Source organism: Bradyrhizobium sp. SZCCHNS3016 (assembly GCF_032484535.1).
GTDB lineage: Bacteria > Pseudomonadota > Alphaproteobacteria > Rhizobiales > Xanthobacteraceae > Bradyrhizobium.
Map to the genome: position 1 here is coordinate 41503 of NZ_JAUETE010000022.1, position 17649 is coordinate 59151.

At 65.8% G+C, this 17649-nt stretch carries 8 protein-coding genes, 1 tRNA gene and 1 pseudogene; 6 read left to right on the forward strand and 4 right to left on the reverse strand.

Annotated elements, in window-relative coordinates:
• Nucleotides 1–135: 135 nt before the first annotated feature.
• Nucleotides 136–642, reverse strand: coding sequence for a Spy/CpxP family protein refolding chaperone (locus QW881_RS29920; RefSeq protein ID WP_316159198.1), 507 nt, complete (start codon nucleotides 640–642; stop codon nucleotides 136–138).
• A 112-nt stretch (nucleotides 643–754) separates the two neighbouring features.
• On the opposite strand from QW881_RS29920, the gene QW881_RS29925 reads away from it, so the two are divergent.
• Nucleotides 755–1267 carry a DUF6789 family protein gene (locus QW881_RS29925; RefSeq protein ID WP_316159199.1) on the forward strand — a complete coding sequence of 171 codons (513 nt, stop codon included), beginning with the start codon at nucleotides 755–757 and terminating at the stop codon, nucleotides 1265–1267.
• A gap of 536 nt (nucleotides 1268–1803) precedes the next feature.
• Nucleotides 1804–1953, forward strand: a pseudogene (locus QW881_RS29930) (C4-dicarboxylate ABC transporter permease); the annotation flags it as partial.
• Nucleotides 1954–1962: 9 nt separating this feature from the next.
• Here the strand turns inward: QW881_RS29930 and QW881_RS29935 are convergent.
• Complete coding sequence (locus QW881_RS29935; RefSeq protein WP_315754323.1) at nucleotides 1963–3666, reverse strand: methyl-accepting chemotaxis protein; 1704 nt, start codon at nucleotides 3664–3666, stop codon at nucleotides 1963–1965.
• A gap of 126 nt (nucleotides 3667–3792) precedes the next feature.
• Here QW881_RS29935 and QW881_RS29940 point away from each other — a divergent pair, with 126 nt between their 5' ends.
• Together QW881_RS29940 and QW881_RS29945 are read left to right on the forward strand one after the other, a co-directional pair.
• Entirely contained in the window at nucleotides 3793–5238 is a 1446-nt protein-coding gene (locus tag QW881_RS29940) for a deoxyribodipyrimidine photo-lyase (RefSeq protein WP_315737662.1), read from the forward strand.
• A gap of 72 nt (nucleotides 5239–5310) precedes the next feature.
• Complete coding sequence (locus QW881_RS29945) at nucleotides 5311–5616, forward strand: histone (RefSeq protein ID WP_315754321.1); 306 nt, start codon at nucleotides 5311–5313, stop codon at nucleotides 5614–5616.
• 256 nt (nucleotides 5617–5872) lie between these two features.
• On the opposite strand, the gene QW881_RS29950 is transcribed toward QW881_RS29945, so the two are convergent.
• On the reverse strand, nucleotides 5873–6316 hold the full coding sequence (locus QW881_RS29950) for a hypothetical protein (protein WP_315754319.1): 444 nt from the start codon (nucleotides 6314–6316) through the stop codon (nucleotides 5873–5875).
• Between the two features lie 218 nt (nucleotides 6317–6534).
• Between QW881_RS29950 and QW881_RS29955 the strand changes: the two genes are divergently transcribed.
• Both QW881_RS29955 and QW881_RS29960 read left to right on the forward strand, forming a co-directional pair.
• Nucleotides 6535–6795 carry a hypothetical protein gene (locus tag QW881_RS29955; RefSeq protein WP_315737659.1) on the forward strand — a complete coding sequence of 87 codons (261 nt, stop codon included), beginning with the start codon at nucleotides 6535–6537 and terminating at the stop codon, nucleotides 6793–6795.
• A gap of 114 nt (nucleotides 6796–6909) precedes the next feature.
• A tRNA-Arg gene (locus QW881_RS29960) sits at nucleotides 6910–6986 on the forward strand.
• Between the two features lie 110 nt (nucleotides 6987–7096).
• Here the strand turns inward: QW881_RS29960 and QW881_RS29965 are convergent.
• Nucleotides 7097–17641: a LysM domain-containing protein gene (locus QW881_RS29965; protein ID WP_315754317.1), complete on the reverse strand. Its 10545-nt coding sequence runs from the start codon at nucleotides 17639–17641 to the stop codon at nucleotides 7097–7099.
• Nucleotides 17642–17649: the final 8 nt, after the last annotated feature.

A 17649-nucleotide genomic window follows, 5' to 3' on the forward strand; every position in this document is an offset into this window, starting at 1 on the left:
CCGGAACACGAGGGCCGTGAACGGTCAAATCCTGTCCTGCTCAGTGCGCCCAGCCTGGCCGGGCGATACCGACGGTCGACGGCCGCGCGGCCCGGAAGATGCGAGACGCGTGGCCACCGCTGCGCGAGATCTCGGCTACTCGTCGCTCCACGGCCAATGCCAGTGACGCCAGCCCCAGTTGCGCGGACCGCTGGCGTCCATGGCCGCCTTCTGCTTGTCATCGAGCGAGTCGTAGAGCGCCTGAAACGCCGGCCGGACGATCTTGATCGCCTGCTGCATCGTGTCGAGGCGCTGCTCCGCCAGTGCGAGGCGGTCGGTCGCCTTGACCGGCGGCGTCGCCGGGCAGTCCTTCGTGATCAGCTCCGCGGCCTTGGCCGATGCCGCCTTGAGATCATCGAGCCGCGCCCGCTGCGCGTCGTTCGGCTTGATGGCGGCCTCGATCTGCGACATCCGCCATTCGGCAAATCCGGCCATGCGGGGATTGCAAAGGAAGCCGAAGCCCCGGCCGCCCATCATCCCCGGCCCCATCATCATGCCCGGGCCCCAACCTGGCCCGCCCGCGCCCGGCTGGGCAAAGCCCGGTGCGGCGGTGACGGTGACGATTGCGGCCGCGAAGATCAGCGCGCGTGGATCTAATCGCATTGCAGAACTCCTTGACGTGGCACCAATAAGTTTGCGCAAACTAAGCGAGCGGCGAGCTTGCGTGCTTGAGCGAGATCAACGAGCCACGGACGAGCCATGGCGAATAGAGGAGATGACAACGATACGCAGCTATCGCTGGATATGGACCTCGGCGGTCGCTTCGGGCTGCGGGACGCTGGCGCATATCGGCCTGATGGAGCTCAAGAGCCGGCTTCACCTATTGCCGCAGTTCGATCCCGCCTCGGCGCTTCTCGACACGCTCTCGCCCCTGTTCGCCCGAGCGATGCACGATGGGGCGCCGCTATGGTTGCTGTCGCAGCTCAACGGAGCCTTCCTGATCGGCCTGCTGTTCGGGCGCTTCTTCCACCGCCTGCCCGGCGGCAGCGGCGTCGCCAAAGGCTTCCTGCTCGGGCTCGCCGGCTGGGTGTTGCTCGGAATCGGGTTGTTTCCCGCCATCGGCCTTGGACCGTTCGCAACGTCGCTCGGGCTGGGCGCCGGCCCGGCGCTGTTTTCGCTGGCGATGGTCGAGACCTACAGCATCGTGCTGGGCGCCGTGTATGCGGCCCTGCAGAGACCGGATCCGAAGGCCGAGCTTCGCCGAGTCGGAGAAAGCGATCACGTCTGAGCGCCGCCGTCGCCTCCAATTCGAAAAGACCGAAATTTTCCGCTTTCGTTTTCTCGTAAATCATGTATGATCCGCGTCGTCCTGCCCCATGCAGAGGGACGTACGCGTCGTCACGAACGTCGGGTGCGGGATGCGGTGGCCGCAGTCATGCCGGACGCGCGTTTCGCGCAGACGACCGGCATGATCGCGGACGCGAAGTCGCAGCGTCCTGACACCCCGATGCTGGTGTTACGTTCGCGACGGCGCTCGAGGCGCCGCGCGGATCATGGTGGCCAACACGCTCGGCGCACCAGGGAGACTGCGTATAAGCGTGAAGACATCGCGCAGGGAATGCCGGTTGATCGGCTTTGCCTGTGGTACCTGCCGCCTGCATTTTTTTCGCAGGCGGGCCATGGGTGAGGCCTTCACCCGGCATTCCCTGCACCCTCTCGTTTTGCAGAGGGTAAACAGGCCGCAGAACTCGGGCTGATCATGCCGCGGGAATGCGAGGTCATGTCTTGAGACGCTTGCGCAGATCTCTGTTGTCGTCCCGGGCACTGTTCGTGATCCAGGGCCTGACGGAGGACGGTCTCGGCTACATCGCGCGCGTGACCGCCCCCTACCTCGTCATCATGATCGCCTTCGTGCTGCTGCTCACGCTGTTTCCGGGCATCGTGACGATCCTGCCACGATGGCTCTACGGGTGAGCAGCCGTGTCAGGCCGCGCGCATGCCGTCGAGGAACTTCTGCACCTCGGCCTTCAGCCGCAGGCTCTCGCCGGACAGCGCCTGGGCGGAGGCGAACATCCGGTTGGAGCTTTCGCCGGTCTCGCCTGCCCCACGCGCCGCGCTGCGGATGTTCTCGACGACCTCTGCGGTGCCGGTCGCGGCCGAGCGGACGCTCTGGGTGATGTTCTGCGTGGCGGCGCGCTGCTGTTCGACGGCGGCCGAGATCGAGGCGGCGATCCCGTTGATGCGCTCGATGGTCGAGCCGATCGCCTTGATGGCGTCGACCGATTCCTGGGTCACGGTCTGCATGTTGGCGATCTGGCTGGAGATCTCCTCCGTCGCCTTGGCGGTCTGGCCGGCCAGGGTCTTGACCTCCTGAGCGACCACCGCGAAGCCGCGGCCGGCATCACCGGCACGGGCGGCCTCGATGGTGGCGTTGAGCGCCAGGAGGTTGGTCTGCTCGGCGATCGAGGTGATCAGCTTGACGACGTCGCCGATGCGATTGCCGGCGTCGGACAGCTCCTTGATGCGCTGGTCGGTCGCGGTCGCCTGGTTGACCGCCTCGGCGGCGATGGCGTTGGACTCCTGCACGCGACGGATGATCTCGGCGATCGAGCCGGACAGCTCGTCCGAGGCAACGGCCGCGGTGCGGACGTGCTCGGAAGCGGTTTCCGAAGCGCCGGCCGAATGGCCGGACAGGTCGGCGGTGGTCCGCGCGGTCTGGGTGAGCTGGCGCGCCTCGCGCTCGAACTCGCCCGACGAGGTCAAGACGTTCTCGATGATGCCGCCGATGCTGGCCTGGAACGAATCGACGAAACGCTGCAGCTCGGCCTTGCGCTGCTCGACAGCCGCTGCGGCCGCAGCCGTCTGCTCCTCGCGCATCCGGCGCCGCTCGCTCGCGGCACTGCGGAACACGACCAGGCTGCGGGCGATCTCACCGATCTCGTCGCTGCGGTCATTGGACTTGATCGCAACGTCCTCGCGGCCCTCGGCGATGGCGGTGAGCGCATCGGTCACCGCGGCGAGAGGCTTGGTGACGCGGCGTACCGCCAGCATGGTCAAGCCGAGCACCAGCAGCGCGGCGATCGCAGCCGCGACGACCATGGTCCGCATCGCCTGCGACAGCATGGCGTCGAGCTCGGCCATGGGCACGCCGACATACAGAATGCCGATCACCTTTCCAGCCGGATTGGTGACGGGAAAATAAGCGGTCATGAACGACTTGCCGAACAGCGTCGCGGGGCCCTTGTAAGCCTCGCCGCGGCGCAGCAGCGCCTGCGCCGGATGATCCGCGGCAAGCTGGGTGCCCACGGCGCGGTCGCCATTCTCCTTCTTCACGTTGGTCGAGCGGCGGACGAACTGGCCGCTGTCATCGACCACGAACAGCGTGGCGCTGCCGCCGACATAGGACACCGCGCGATCGACGATCGCGTGATCCTTGATCTCGGGAATCGCCGTAATCTCGATGCGCGTAACGACGCCGTTCTGCACGCTGACTTTCGCGTCCTTGAACGTTTCGGTGAACGTCAGCGCAAAGGTGCGCAGATTGCCTTCGATGTCGCGCTTGGCGCGGTCGGCGAAGTCAGAGGACAGCGACCAGTACGCTGCGCCGACGACCAGGGCGGTATTCAGGGCGATCACGACAACGGCGCCGATCAGCGCCTTGGTGCCGAGCTTCAATTTGACGGACACGTCATAAACCTTCCAGGGGAACTGCAACTGAATCTCAAAGTGCCCGTAGTTCGTTTCAAAGCAGTTATTTTCCGGAGCGTAGAATACCGGAACTCTCTATAAAAACGGCAGTAAGATACCCTGATCATGTCCTCCTCCCCCATCATCGTGTGGTTTCGCGAGAGCCTGCGGCTCTCTGACCACCCCGCGTTGTATGAAGCAGCAAGGTCGGGCACTCGGATCGTTTGTAGTTACGTCCACGATCAGGAAAGCCCTGGGTTGCGTCCGCTCGGCGGCGCGACGCGCTGGTGGCTCGCGCAATCGTTGCGTGCACTCCAGGCCGAACTACATGCGCTCGGCGCCGGGCTCGTGATCCGCCGTGGAGCCGCGGCCGAGGTGCTCTGCGAACTGGCGCGTGAGACCAAGGCCGGCGCGGTGTACTGGAACGATGTCGCGCAGGCCGCTCCCCGCGCCGTGGCTGCCGATGTCGAAGCAGCACTCGCCGAGATCGGCGTCTCTTCACGCGTGTTTCCCGATGACCTTCTGGTCGATCCGGCCGAGTTGCGCGGCAAGGATGGACGCGGGCCGCGCGTGTTCACGCCGTTCTGGAAGCGCGTGCTCGCTCTGGGTGATCCGCCGAAGCCGCTGCCGCGGCCGGCCCGGCTGTCGCACGCCCCCGGCGGCGCGAGCTTGCCGATCGACGAGCTCGCGCTTGAGCCGCGCAAGCCCGACTGGGCGGGCGGCCTACGCGCGTCATGGCAAGCCGGCGAGCGCGCGGCACAGGCGCGCCTCGCCAGCTTTCTCGAAACGGCCGTTCAGACCTATGCCGCCGATCGCGACCGGCCCGACATCGAGGCGACCTCCCGGCTCTCGCCGCATCTGCGCTTCGGCGAGATCAGCCCGCGCCAGGTCTGGCATGCGGCGCGATTTGCCGCCGCCGAGCGTCCGGCTTCCGCCGCCGGCATCGACAAGTTCCTGAGCGAGCTCGGCTGGCGCGAGTTCAGCCGCCACCTGCTCTACAACAATCCCGACCTCGCAACCCGCAACCTGCAGCCGTCATTCGACGCCTTTCCCTGGGCTCAGGATGATGCAGCGCTGCAGGCCTGGCAGCGCGGGCGAACCGGATATCCGATCGTCGACGCCGGCATGCGCGAGCTCTGGCATACCGGAAGCATGCACAACCGCGTCCGTATGGTGGTCGCCTCGCTGCTCGTGAAGCACCTTCTGATCGACTGGCGGCTCGGCGAACAGTGGTTCTGGGACACGCTGGTCGACGCCGACCCGGGCAGCAATCCGGCAAGTTGGCAATGGGTTGCAGGATCGGGCGCCGACGCCGCGCCGTACTTCCGCGTCTTCAATCCCGTGCTGCAGGGCGAGAAGTTCGATTCTCACGGGACCTATGTCCGCCGCTGGGTGCCGGAGCTGGCGCGCCTGCCGGCCGCGCTGGTCCACCAGCCCTGGGCGGCAAAGCCGCTCGAGCTCGCGGAGGCCGGGGTTGCACTCGGCCGCACCTACCCGGCGCCGTTCGTGGATCACAAGCCCGGGCGGGAGCGCGCGCTGGCAGCCTACGCGAGCTTGCGCACAAGTGATTAGTTGGGGTGCGCTTTGACAGCACGGAGAATCCAGCTATCGTCGCAGGGTTTCCAACAAATCGGGGGACCCGATATGGACGACACTCCACTCTCTGACCCGACCGTGACCGAGACCAGCATGCCCGCCGAGGCGCCGAAGGATCCGGTGATCACGACGGCACCTAAGGCCCGGCGAGCGGCCAAGAAGACCGCGAAGAAGACCTCCAAGAAGGCTGCACCCAAGCGGGCCGCCGCCAAGGCCAAGAAGGTCGCGACCAAGAAGTCCACCAAGAAGACTGTGAAGAAGACCGTGAAGAAGGCGGCCAAGAAAGCTGCGAAGAAGACGGCCAAGAAGGCCACCAAGAAAGCGGCCAAGAAGACGAAGAAGGCCAAGCGCTGATTCTGCTCGGCCCGGCCTGAAGGCAGGCGATCGGCTTGCCCGGCCGACTCGGCGAAACAATCCAGTGCCCGGTCATGGGGACAATCTGGCGCTGGATTGTTTCGTGAGGTGTGGTCCGGATGCCGGCCCGGAACCACGATCCCCCGGAACCACGATCCGGTGTCCAGGGCATAACGCAGCAAACATGCTGCAACCCGGCGCGACGATCGGAGCCGTCGGAGAGGTCAGGCCGGCGTCTCGAGGAGGAACGTCGTCCTCACCAGACGTCAGGACAGGGGTCGACGATCTTCCAGAGCTCGATGCCGTTCTTGATCCGCTTCATCTCGGTGGTGAGCCCGCCGTTGCGCCGGATCCAGTCCTTCACCGAATCGGGGTAATAGGACATCAGCTCGGACGTCCCCTCCACGCTGGTGACCTTGATGCCGAACGTGAACGCCTTGTCGTAATAGGCCTGGTGGAAACCGAGGCTGGCCCTGGGCGTGACGCAGATCCTGTTGAGCGGCACCAAGCCGAAGACGAGCGTACAGGCCGAATTGCAGATGCCGTCGATGATGACACGCTGATGCGTTTCCCGGATGTGCTTGTACTTGGCCTTGTACACTTCGATGTAGCCACCATGATCACGCGTAATGTGCAAATCCGCACGCGCCGGGCTAGCGGCGACCAGCAGGAGCACGACGCTTGGGATCAGGCGATTCATGGATCGGACGGCAAACCCGGTTCTGGCGCTGTCGCGACAACGCCTCGAGCCAAATGCACGACGGCACTTACCGGACCTTGTCATGGCTCCTTAAGCATGCGGAAAAGGCCAAAATTTTGACGAACTATCGCCTTTTGCGCACCCTTTCCGCCACTTCCGCGTTAGGCTACCGGCCAGACGGCCGGCCTTGACGTCGTTTTCCGGAGAAGAGAAAAGTCATGAGCAAGCTCGCATCCCTCGCCGCCGCCTTGATCGTGTCAACTGCCGCCCTGGTGCCCGCCACGTCCGAGGCACGCAGCCATCATCGGCATCATCGCCACCACTACGGGCTGCCCTACGCCATCAGCTTCCTGCACAATTATGGCCCCGGCCCGCTGCCCGGCACCTTTGCGTTCTATGACGGTCCTTCCACCAACCACTGCTACCAGAGCTCGGCCGCCTATATCGGCCAGGACCGACGCCGGCATCCCTGCTTCTGATGCCATCCGGACGCCGAGCCAGCTTCGGCGAACGACCATTCATGCGCGGCGGAGGCTGGCCTTGCCCATCCAAGTCTGGTATCCCGGTGACGCGGGAGATTTGGCCCGCACCGCGCGCTCGTAGCTCAGCTGGATAGAGCATCGGATTTCGATTCCGAGGGTCGGGAGTTCGAATCTCTCCGAGCGCGCCAGTCATCACCCGACCCAGCACTCGCCCCTTGAGCCCGTACCACCCGACGCTGCGGGCGGCATGTCCAGATGATCTCCGGCGACGGCCGCAGTTTCGATGCCGGTACCGCCTTCAGGCGCTCGCGATGTCGTGAGTGAGCCGGCCGACCTGGATCAACGGCTGCGTCGCATCGCCGACGCCACCGAAGACCTTCAGCTCGATCTCGACGCGGGCATGGCCCGACGTCGTTGGCTTGGTCGTCGCCCGCCACGTATCGATCATCTGCGCGAACGGGGCCACGAAGGGCGGCTTCACGCCCGGATCGACCGCTGACGGGGTCGGCGTCAGCAGGTTGATCGGCAGCCGTACGCGCGGGATCGCCGGCTGGCCGGCTACGACCTCGTAGCTGTACATGCCCTGCATCGCGACCTCGTCGCTGGTGCTGCCATTGCCGTCAGCATAGAGTCCCGCGAAGAACTTGGTCAGGCGCGCGTCGAGGTCGCCGGAGGCGCCCGACATCGCGTCGAGCGAGAACGCCGTGTAGTTCAGCTGCGGGACCACCGTGGACGCGAAACGCACCTCGGGCGTCTGGAACAGGAATGCCGGATTGGTGCTGGTGGTCTTGAGATCTGCCAGCGGAAACAGCGCGAGATTGCGCTGCACGAACACCGACGCCCAGCCGCTCTGGTACAGCAGCACATCGAGCGGAGCGATCGACACCGTCCGCGCCGGCAGCCCGCGCGCCTCCGCTTCGCGGAGATAGACCGTCTTGCCGTCGACCTGACGCGTATAGACGTAGGCGATCTCTACACCAGGGGGGAGTTCCGCCGGAGGCACGGCTTGGGGCGTATAGAGCTCGGGCGCGATGATTGCGATCACGGGCGCCGGAAGCGTGGTGGTGCCGTTCGAGATCGTATTGGCCGCCGCATTCCAGCTCGCCGCCACGCCATCGATGGTGATGTTGACGAGATTGGTGCGCGCGTGCCCGTCGCTGGTGCTGTCGAGCGTCGACAGAAACTTCACGATCACATGCGCCGGTGCGACCGCCAGCCTTGCAGGCCCGACCGTCTCCCGCGCATAGGCATCCGCGATCTGCCTGGTCTCAAGGGCAAAGGCAGCGGTCGCCTTGCGCGCAGCGGCCAGCGTCGCCGGATCCGGCTCGGCGCCATCGATGCCGACCAGATACTGGTTGAGGTCGCGCAGGATCGCCGGATAGTTGGTGACGAATTGCGCGAGCGCGGTGAACAGGTCGGGCTCGCCGCTCAACTTGGCCGAGCCGCGCAGCGTCGGCTCGGTCGGCCGGTTGAACTCCATCGTGCAGGACACTGCGTCGGCTGCCGCCTGCTGATAGAGATAGTCGAACGAATAACCCCAGGCGTTCAGCTTCGATGGATCGGTCGTGCCCTCGCCGGTGAGCTGCCGCGCCTGCTGCGCGGAGACCGTCGGCGGTGTCGGCAGATCGCGGTTGACCACGGGAATGTTGGTGACCTGCGTGCCCAGCGGATAGCTGAACGGCCCATTGACGAAGGCGAGCCATCGCGAATCGACATAGCCGTCGATACCGGGGACAGTCCGCCGCTCGAACTCGAGATGCGTGAGCGAGAGCGTGAGCTCGAGCGGCACATAGGCCTGGTCGACGACGTTCTTGGTGGCGAACACGAAGGCCAGCCGCGGATCGTACCAAGTCTTGCTGGCGGAATCGTACACCTCGCCGAGCGGAATGCGCGTCGGGGTGAGCGTGAAATTCTGATTGTCCGCGACGCCCTTGATGCTGCCGCCCGGCTGACCGTAGAGGTTCGGCGGACCGGCCGGGTTGCTGTCGCCTCCGCCGGTCACCTCGGTCAATCCGAACACGACGGCCGCACCGGCGCGATAGGCTGCGCCGAGCTGGTTGAGCAGCTGCTGGCGCAGCTTCTCGCTGGCGGCGAATCCGGTTGAAGGATCGCCCGCGCTGGTCGACAGCACCGGCAGCGTCTTTAGGCTGATCGTATCGGCCAGGGATTCCTTGGCCGACAACACGCTTCCCAGCGAACCGTCCTTGATCGGATCGGTCACGCCGTCGATACGGTCGAGGATGAAGGCGTGCGGCGCGTAGTCGGCCGACAGGAACTGATCGATTGCATCCAGCGCGCTCTGGAACCACTGGTTCAGGTCGACGCCGTCGAGATGCAGCGTGTCGGTGTCGCCGCTGTCATAGCGCGTGATCGTCGCACCGCCGCTGGCCAGCGCCTTGGCGATCGGCTTCGGCGCGAAATAGCTCGGTGACGTGCCGAGCTTGAAATGGATGCCCTGCCCTGCCGCCTTGCCGAAGCGCACCGCCCAGAGCTGCTGAGCGCCGTCGGCCGCATCCTCGCCGTCGCGAGACAGGCCCTGCCCGACCTTGAGATACCAGTCGGCAGTGGCGAACACGGCCTCGACCGCTTTGCTGAACACCGTATAGGACACATTGCCGTCGCCATCGGCACGCGGCAGGATCGCCGCAGCCACGCCGCTGCCGCCCTGCAGCGCCGCCACCGCCGGATCGACCAGCAACGGATTGCGGCTGAACGCGAGTGTTACATCCAGCTCGAGGATGTTGCCGGCGGCGATCGCCTTGACGTCGACCGGAAGCGACAGGGTCACAGCCGGGGCTGCGGGTGCCTGGCCGCGCGTCACGAGCTTCAGATACAGCACGCAGGCGCGCACATAGCCGCGAATGATGTCCGCCTGCGGGTCGCTGAGGTCCACATCGGGCTTGGCCATCAGCGAATTCGATAGCCGCATCGCCACCGCGTTGCCGGAGACGCCCGGCACATGCACGGCGACATCGGCCGAATAGTCCTGATGCAGCTGATAATAGATCCGGGTGTAGAGCGAGAGATCGTCGGCGGCCCGCGCCACGCCGTCCGGCCCGGCATAGGCGGCGGCGTTGAGGGAAAGAGCGAGCTTGAACGCGGCACCGCCTGTGCCGTCATAGCTGTAGCTGGCGTTGGTATTGATCCAGGACCCCAGCCCGATCAGCTCGTCGCGATACAGCATCGGCACCGCCGCACCGTTGAGCGCGCCGCGGTACCCTTGCGGCGGTGCCTCGAACGGCGTCACCGTGGTGTTGCCGAAGATATCGCGCCATTGCAGCGCGACCTGCGCCATGGTGCCGACGCCGAGATAGGGGTTGGCTGCCTTCGGCGGCAGATCCGGATCAGACGGGTCCGGCGCGGCGTTGACCAGCGCGAACTGCGCGCCGATGCCGATCGATTGGCGATAGTCGAAATCGGCGAGGGCAACCTGCGCCAGCCGGTTGCCGCGCGTCCGCGCCGAGCGCGCATGGCTCTCGAACGCGCCGGACTGATCGTCGTCATGGTCCTGAGGACCGAACGGCATGCCCAGCGGAGTAGCCTTGTAGAAGACGTTGCCCGCGAGCCCCGCGGCCAGCGAGGTATAGAGCTGATACATCGTCTTCTTGGCAAAGTCCGGCGCCGCTGGATCGTCCGGCGGCAGGCCGAGATTGTCGCGCGTCAAGGAGAAACCGATGTTCTGCGGCGGCAGCTGGTCGCGCAGCGAGAACAGCTGCGGGTCGAGATCGAGCACGGCATTGACCGGGAACAGTCCGGGCGCTGCGCTGGCGCCACGGGCGATCAGGTCGACATCCAGCCCGTAATAGGCGGCCATGCTGGCCAAGCTCATCCCGGGCGCGGCGGAGGCGTTGACCTGATAGGTCAGCGGCGGGATGTAGAAGACGGCCGCAAGCGCAACAGCGACTTGCGGATTGAACGCGGCGATGTCCTGGCCGCTGATGGAGTGGATGGCGCCGGCAGAGAACAGCCTGGCGAGCTTGTCGAGGGTGGCCTGCGCGTCGATGGACCCGCCGGCACCGCGGACCAGATCCGCGTCGGTCAGTTGGCGTACCGCGCCCACGATCGGCACCAGCGCGCCCGCGGCGAGCGGCTTGGTCGCGTTGACCTCGGCGATCCGCCCGGGCCCAGGGCCGTAGATCGCCGCGAGCGCATCGAGCGATGCCCCCGCCGCAACCGGCGCCGTCTGGCCTGTCGAGGCGAGCGACACCGTCTGTACCAGATCGCTCTGCGGATCGACGGCGTCGGTCGTCACGAAGGCGTTGACGAAATCGGGAAGCGTGGTGCCGAACGACTCGCTGCCTTGCGTAGCGAACGTCACGACCACCGTCACTATGCCCGAACCGGAGGAATCAAAGACGGCGGCCGGCAAGCCCTCGCCGCTTTCGACGTTCTCGTAATAGAGATAGTAGCCGCCGCTGCGGACCGTGCTGAGCTCCCACATCAGGCGGATGAACTGCGCCGGGGAGTTGGCAACGCCGCGCGGCGGAGCGTCCTCGGCAGCCAGCGTCAGCCGGAGCGCCGCCGCCGGATTGGTCTCGGTCGAGAGGTTGGTCTGGGTGATGAAGGCGAGGAAGTTGGCATCCGCAGGCGTCACCAGCATCGGCGCGCCGGGTCCGGACTGGTTGTAGAGCAGGAAGACGGCGGAGGCGATGCCTTCGCCCAGGGCGTCCATGGCGGTCAGGATGCGCTGCAGTCGCACCGCATCCTCCGAGCTGGGGCCGACCAACTCATAGACGAACGGCAGCGACGGCGCGGACGCCGGACCGCTCGGCAGATCGCCTGCGCCCACGCCCTGCGCGGCCAGCGCCGCCGCGTCGGGCAGACGCTTGATCTGAACGTCGAGCCGCGTGCACCAGGCCCAACGTGCGATGTCGGCATAGTCGGTGCGTCCCGTTGCAGGATTGCTGCGGCCGGTCTGCGGCTGGAATTTCGGCAGCAGCGCGAAGGTCGAACGAAGATCCGGCATGACGGCGCGGATCGACTGCTCCCGCGTGGCGACCAGATTGGTCTGCGCCGGCGGCAGGCTCCACAGCGTCGGCTGCACCTGCGCGCCGGCATCGGCCGCCGCGGCCACGCCGCTGCGGTTCGTCAGAGCCAACAGGCTCGCGACGGAGCCGCTCGACCAGCGCGCGTAGCCGCTGGCGGTAAACGGCCGCGGCTGGCGCTCGGCGAGCGGCAGCGCCGCGAATGTCGGGCTCGGGACGAAATTGCCCGGCCCCCTGGCCCAGCTGACGACCACATCGAGCGCCGCATAGGCCTGGCTCAGATCAACCTCCATGCTGAGGTCGGTGCCGTCGTTCAGCAAAATGAAATCGAGCGGGACGCCGTGGCTCTGAGTCTCGCGTGCGAAGCCGACCTTGTAGCTCGTGGCAGAACTGGGTGTCGGAAACTGCTGGCCGGTGAGCTGATAGACTCCATAGGCCGACTGCGTCCTCGGATAGAGGAACGCATTGGACAGCGTCAATCCGTCCTGGACCGGCAGCCGCAACCCATAGACCAGGAAGCGCGAGACCATGCCGGCGGTCTGCCCGACCTGACCCGTGGCCGCGATGGCCGACCACAGCGCGCCAACCGACAGGGCCTGAAGATTGGCGACCGTGAGCAGGCCGCGCTCCGCCTGCACGGAGAACAGGCCGGCGACGCCGCGATTGGCGTCCGCAACCGCAACGGCGGTGGTCTGGAAGAGGCTCGCCACCGTCGCCAGCGTATCGGATGACGGGCCGGATGTCCCTGCGGTCTTGTAGGCGATCGGCCAGATCGCGAGCGGCAAGGTCGGCTGCAGCAGGCCGGCGACGCCGTAGAGCACGCTCTGTGCAGCGAGCGCGTCGATCGAGATCGCGCCGAGTTGCAGCGCGACGTCGTCGAAACTGTCGCCCTGCCGCGTCACATAGATCTGCTCCTGACCCTGGCTGTTGGTGAGCAGCAAGACGACGCCGCCCTGCAGCATGTGGCGGGACCGGTTGGCCACGATCAGGCGGTCCGGCGTCGTGGTCCAGCGCGGAGGCGACGCCGCATCGGAATAGCGGCCAGCGATGCCTTGCAGCGTGTCCCCGCTCTGCACCACATATTCGAGGCCGTCGACATGCAGCGACAACCCGGCCCCCAAGGCATGATCGACGTTGGGCTGCACGATATCCGCAATCATCAAGGCATTGCCGGCGATCCCGTTGAGCTCATCGAGAATAGCACCGATGCTGCTCGTCGGGGTCAGCGGATAGGCATAGCTCTGCAGCGCGTCGGCCGCGGCCTGGAGCAGTTGGCGCGCGATCAGGGTGAAGGTGTCGACGAACACCAGGGCCGCCATCGACTCCGCCGAGCTCGTATCGGTCTCCGCGGCAAGCCGGCGCGTTTCCTTGTTCTGGGCCTCGATGTTCGCGGCGACCTGCGCGAATATCTTGCTGACCGCGGTCGCGTAGCCGGGCGTGGCCGTGGTGTAGGTCTCGAACGCGATCGGCGAGGTCTGGCCACCGGACATGCCGGGGACCTGCAGCTTCAATCCGTCGAACACCGGAAACAGCACCGAACCGGCATCGAGCTTGGTCTTCAGCCCCGACGATTGCGCCGTCGCCGGATTGAAGATGTCGAGCGTGAATCCGTCGGCCAGGAACTGCAGCAGGCCCTTGATCGACAGGAACGGATCGGCCGTGTCGGCGAGACGCGCGACATAGGCCTCTAGCTGGGTGAGCGTCACCGACATGGCCAGCGTCTCGCCGAGCTCGGCCGCATCCCCGCTCTCGTTCCCCAGTGCGTCGATGATCCAGGGGAAGTAGACCTCGGCCAGCACGTCGAAGGACGTCTTGGTGGCGGACGGCGCGCTCGCCGCGGCATCCGGCGCGTCCATTGCGAGCAGGAGCACAAATGCCCCCTGGTTCGAGGCTGCGTCCGTGGCTGCCTCCGGAGCGAGCACGGTGTACTGCGCGCCCGCCATCAGCGACAGTCTCGGCTTGTCGCCGGCGGTGGCGGCAAGTCCCATGCGATGAGCGGCGGCCGGCGCCAGCCGCTTCGTCCGCGGCTTCAGGCTGCGCGCCAGCCGCATGGCCGCGTCCGGTCCGCGTGCATGGGCCCGCTGCATCAGCAAGGCATCCGCGCGCGCCCCCTGGACCTCCCACGGCGCCGTACTGGTCTGTCCGATCACGAAGGTCGCGGAGACTTGAGCCGAGAACGACAGGCTGATCGAAATCGAGAACAGGCCGAGGTTGATCTTGACTTTGAGGCTGATCGTCACGCTCGCGCTGGCGATCACTGGAATCTCGCGATAGCTCTCATAGGTGAGCTGGATCGACAGCACGATCTTGACGTTGACCGAGGCCGAAATGATCGCGAAATCGACGCTGCCGTACAGCAGGCCGATGATGCCGACCGTTCCCGACAGCCTGAAATAATAGTCACTCTGCAGCGCACCGCTGCTGGCGCGCGATGCCAGCGTGCGCGCGGGATTGTAGGGATGCCACGGCGCCACGACGCCTTCGACGATGCCGAACACCGTGAGCGCGAAGCCCGCCTTCAGAGGCCCCTTCTCGAAATTGTAGCCCAGGCCGAGCTGCAGTCCGATGCCGAACTCGATGACGGGATCGAAAGTGCCGAGGTTGGTCTTCGGGATCTTGGTCGATGTCGCATTGGAGAGCTTGCCGATGTAGAAGCCACCGGCGCCCAGCACCGGCACGCCGTACACGATCACCGAGATCGAGAAGGAGCGGCGGAAATCGAGATTGTACGGGAAGCCGATGTCGATGAAGAAATCGCCGTTGGTGTAGACCTTGATCCCGAGCTGCGGCAGCGTGATCGACACCGCGCCGAAATTGAGGTTGCGAATGATGTCCGGGAAGGTGAAATCGATCTGGTAGACGCCGATATCGTCGGTGATCTTCTTGTAGAGGATGTCGACGACGAGATTGGCGAGCCCGCCCATCTTCTCGCCGGCGAGCGCCAGCCGCAGGCCGTAGAGATTGGGGTCGTTGAACACCAGCATGGCATCGATCGACCAGGCGCCGGCCACTTTCATCAGGCCGAGATGCCCGGCAATGAGCCAGTTGTTCGACTGGTCGTAATAGGGCAGGCCCGGCGCGCCGCCCTCGTCCGCATTTGGATCCACCGGATTCATCTTGCCCGTCGTGCTTGGGACGGACTGCAGCGCGCAGATCACCTCCTTGGTGCTGTTGAAGCTGGAATGGCCGGTGATTCCGATGCGCTGCCCGAGCACAAGCAGGAACAGCTTGAACCATTCCTCGCCCCGGCCGGGCACCGACGGCAGGTTCTGCACGTCCTGCCCCTTGGCGGGATCGAGCAGATTCTTGAATGCCGGATCATCGGCGACGAGCGGGCTCGAGCCCTCGATGGCGAGGGTCACCTTGCCGTCGGTGCCGCGGCGGAAGGTCAGCGCCGTGATGCTGATGAAGCCGAGATTGATCGGGCTCGACAGCTCGTAGCTGGCCGAAAGGCGTTGCGAGAAGCTCTCGCCGCTCTTGAGCGAGACGTTGACACGGAGCGCATCGAGCGAAATCTGGTTGAGCAGGTCCCATGGCGAATCCAGCGTGAAGTAGGGATTGCCGAGCGTACGCACCAGCGCCTGCACCAGCGACCCGATGCTCCAGCCCTTGAGGCTGAAGGTGACCAGCTCCTTGCCGCTCTCCCAATCCGCGCGGAATCCTTCCCACTCGACGAACAGGATGTTGTTGGAGCCCGCCTCCGTCGTCTTGAACTCATAGCCCATCGTGAGCTTGAGGTTGATCGCCGAATAGACCCAGGTTCCCTGCGCGAAGCCGGAGAACTGTTGCTGGGCCGGCTTCTGGCCGTCATAGCTGACGCCGAGCCGCGCCGGATCGATGCCGACGGTCTGATCGCCGAAGGTGAACGTCCAGCTGAAGCCGACGGTGATGTCGTAGCTCGTCTTCAGCTCGCCCTGCTCGGCCGGAATGGTCGCGGTGATCGCAAATTCGGAGATGATGAGATCTCCGGGCAGGAAGCTCGGGAATCCATAGGCGCTGCCGGGCGAAAAGAACTGGTTGATCAGTTCCGAGACCTCGAGCGGCTCCTCCAGCGAGGCGGCGAGGTCCCACCGCTTCGGCGTTTCGAACCCGTCATAGGTCACGCTGACCTTGGTGTGCAACGGCCCGACATCGAGGAAGCCTCCGACGCTCGACTTCCATTGCGTCTGCGAGGCGGTCTGCAGCGCGACCACTCGCGAGGTCCGGAGCATCGGCAGCGGCGCCGCCCGCAACAGCGTCGTCGCATTGCCCCCGTCGGGCGTCTGCGTCGGAGTCTGCGCCGCGATTGAGACCGTTCCCTCCCGCACGGCAAGGATCGGCTGGTTGTTGATCTTGAGCAGATTGAGCGTCAGGCTGAAGCCAGCATCGAACTGAAAGCTCTGCGCGCCGTAATCGACCGCGACCGCGATGTCGCCAAGTTCGAAATCGCCGACATTCTCGACGTCGAGCACGACGGCACCGCCGGACAGTGCCGTCAGGAAGTCGCTCAGCTTCGCGGTCCCGGCGAAGGACGCGAAGAACTGCTTCGCGGACGTGAACTGGACGGTGAACACGCCGTCGCCCTCGCCGTCCGGCCCCTTGAAGACGCTCGGCGCCAGTACGAACTCGGTCGTGAAGTCGTAGGTCTGCTGCCGCTTCGTGCCGTCGAACGGATAGGCCATCGACCATTGCAGCGCGAAGCTCGTGATCTTGAAGTCCAGCACGCCGGTCGGCGGCAGGATCTGCCAGCTCGTATCCTTCGAGCTGCCGATCTCGATCGAGACCGCCGTGATCGTCGGCGAGCGACCGAGCGTGCCGGCGATCGAGAAGCCGTTGAGACCGACGAAGGCAAGGAACTGCTGCAGCACGTCCGGGGTCGCGGCGAGATAGCCGCCATTGCCGCCCATCACCTCGATCACCGTGGCCGGCGTCAGCGGCGCGCCGCCTTCGACGACCGCGAGCGCCACCGAATAGCTGGTGTCCGCGCCGGGCGTGATCTCGACGTCGAGCTGATAGGAGCCGGTGCTGCCGACGTCGAACTGCGAGGAGATCGCGAGCGTCGGCGCCTGATCGCCGGCATCCGGATCGGCGGGATCGGCCAGCACCAGCACGCCATCGACCTCGTCCGCGCCATCGGGCGCGGGAATGGTCAGAGCCAGGCTCGGATCCTTGACCGTGAACTGCGACGCGAGCTTGAACGTGCCGTCCTGGATCGCGGCCCGCAGCTGCCCCGGCGGGAACAGCACGGTCTCGCCGTTGAAGATGCCCATATTGAGGGCGCCGCTCAGCAGCAGATCGCCGGCCGGCGCGGTGAGGCCAGGAAACAGCAGCAGGAACGGCTTGGCGACATCCGGCAGAGCGACCTTGGCAACGAAATTCTGCACCGCGCCGCCGCTCACCGCACGCCCTGCGGAGTCACCATACGGGTAGGTGCCGGTCGCCGTCGAGAACACGAAGCTGACGTTCTTCAGCGTGCCGAATTGATTGAACGGGAAGCCGCCCATGAAGGCGAAGCTGCTGGTCCAGGTCCAGTTCGACGGCGTCGCCTCGGCCTGCACGATCAGTTGGTCGCCGTCCACGGTGAACACAAGCGTGGCCTTCGCGGCCAGCGGGGTCGCGGCGCCGATGAACGGGATCGTCGCCGACTGCACCGTGAACGCCGTCCCCTCGACCGGGCCAACGTCGGATTTTGCCACCGTCACCTTGAAGTCGGCCGCGGCCTTGAGGAAAAAGGCCTGGCTCAGCCAAGTGTCGTAGTCGGCGGGAACCTTCACGGCGGGATCGGCGAGGCCTGCCGTCAGGAACGCTGCATCGAGCGCGAAGGCCGTGTCGCCGGCGGCGGCCTCGACAGCGGCGCGAAGATTGTCGATAGCGCTCATGAGCCGGC